Below are 1606 nucleotides of genomic sequence, written 5' to 3'. Positions count from 1 at the left end.
GCACAGAACGGTTCTTCCCACTTGATGTCATGCACGGCTTCGCTCCTTGTCTCCGCTGAGGGCTAGAGGAGGTGGTCGGCCTTGCCTGCCTTGATGTCGCGGATGAGGGTGCGGAGGGCTTCRTGGSTGTCGGTGAGGGGGTGGTCTTCTTGTCCGGCGACGGCGATGTAGGCGTTGCCKKATGTGTCCGTGCCGAGGCGGAAGCAGYTGTTGCCTTCGCCGCAGGCGGGGTCTTCCCASGTGATTCCGGTGTGCATGGCGTTGCCTCTTGTCTGCGCTTGGGCGCTAGAGGAGGTGGTCGGCTTTGCCAGCTTTGATGTCGCGGATGAGGGTGCGGAGGGCTTCGTGGGTGTCGGTGAGGGGGTGGTCTTCTTGTCCGGCGACGGCGATGTAGGCGTTGCCTTCGGTGTCCGTGCCGAGACGGAAGCAACTTGCGCCTTCGCCGCAGAAGGGGTCTTCCCATGTGATCTTGGGCATGCGGTAGCTCCTAGAGGTCGTTGCTGATGTGGCGGATGAAGTCGCGTGAGGCCGCAGGTGACAGGGCGATGCGCTCCATCCAGTCGAGATGGGCCCGGTACTTGTACAGCTGGGCTTCGCTACCCAGGAATTCCGGGCCATGGGAGCTGTCCACCTGGACGGTATCGAGCTGCGGCACACTTCCTTCGAGGTAGTTGACCGTCTGCCCGGCCCCGGGAAACGTCCCCGCCGCGAAGGGAACCACCAAGAGCTCGATGTTCGGGCGTTCAGACACCTGAAGTAGGTGTTGAAGCTGCCTGCGTGCCACTTCGCGCCCACCGAACTGCATGCGCAGGGCCGCCTCGTGGATGATACCGACGTACTCCGGCGGCTCCTCGCCAGCCAAGACCTTCTGCCGTTCCACTCTGTAGGCCAGCCGGAGGGCTGTCTCGTGGTCGGGCAGCGGCGGGAGCACCGCGCGGAACAGTTCCAGCGCGTGGTCGCTGGTTTGGAGTAGCCCAGGAATATGGGCGGTGTGCGCGGTGCGCATGCGTACGGCGTACGACTCCAATTCGGCGATGTCGAGGAGGCCCTGAGAAAGTGAGCCTCGATACCGCTCCCACCACCCGCGTCCGTTAGTCGCTGCCATGCCTACGAGGGCATCGACGTAAGCCTGGTCGGAACACGCGCAATGGCAGGCCAGCGTGCGGAGGCGCTCCACGCTGATGGTCCGGATTCCTGTCTCGATGTTTGAGATCTTCGCGCGGTCCAAACCGAGTAGCCCTGCAGCGTGTTCAGCCGACACCCCGGCGGACGTTCGCATCTTGCGCAGCTCGCTGCCCAACCGCTTCTGGCGCTCGCTGGGTGTCGTCCTCGGTGGCATGGCGTTCCCTTCGTGGCGGTCGTCAGCAGTCTGCCGCCCGAAGGCTCAGTCTGACCACGTTAGGGTTCAATTTCTATTGAGTAGTGGCAAAGTAACCATTTCTAGCCCTACGTTCGGCACTGCAAGCTACGAACGGCAGTCGGCAGTGCATCACGCGGGCCTGCCCGGGACCTTCCTGCCCTGGGAGGGGCGGGCCTGCGTCAGGGAGACGGGCCACCGGCGGCCGGAGTGCAGGCCAAAGCGCAACAACCCCTCACAGCATGGGAG

Annotated in this window: 3 protein-coding genes; all 3 read right to left on the bottom strand. The window is 64.0% G+C overall.

Annotated elements, in window-relative coordinates; translation table 11 throughout:
* Positions 1-62 precede the first annotated feature (62 nt).
* The 3 genes from AB8Z36_RS38770 to AB8Z36_RS38760 are packed head-to-tail and all read right to left on the bottom strand — an operon-like array spanning position 63 to position 1339.
* Complete coding sequence (locus tag AB8Z36_RS38770; protein ID WP_369218059.1) at positions 63-257, bottom strand: hypothetical protein; 195 nt, start codon at positions 255-257, stop codon at positions 63-65.
* Positions 258-285: 28 nt separating this feature from the next.
* Complete coding sequence (locus tag AB8Z36_RS38765; protein WP_369218058.1) at positions 286-477, bottom strand: hypothetical protein; 192 nt, start codon at positions 475-477, stop codon at positions 286-288.
* Positions 478-487: 10 nt separating this feature from the next.
* Positions 488-1339 (bottom strand): helix-turn-helix domain-containing protein, encoded by an 852-nt coding sequence (locus AB8Z36_RS38760; protein WP_369218057.1) that lies wholly within the window; start codon positions 1337-1339, stop codon positions 488-490.
* Positions 1340-1606: the final 267 nt, after the last annotated feature.

The sequence above is a fragment of the Streptomyces flavofungini genome (assembly GCF_041028215.1).
Taxonomy (GTDB): domain Bacteria; phylum Actinomycetota; class Actinomycetes; order Streptomycetales; family Streptomycetaceae; genus Streptomyces; species Streptomyces flavofungini_B.
The sequence above is the reverse complement of the archived record's forward strand: the minus strand, read 5'-3'. Positions and strand labels throughout refer to the sequence as shown.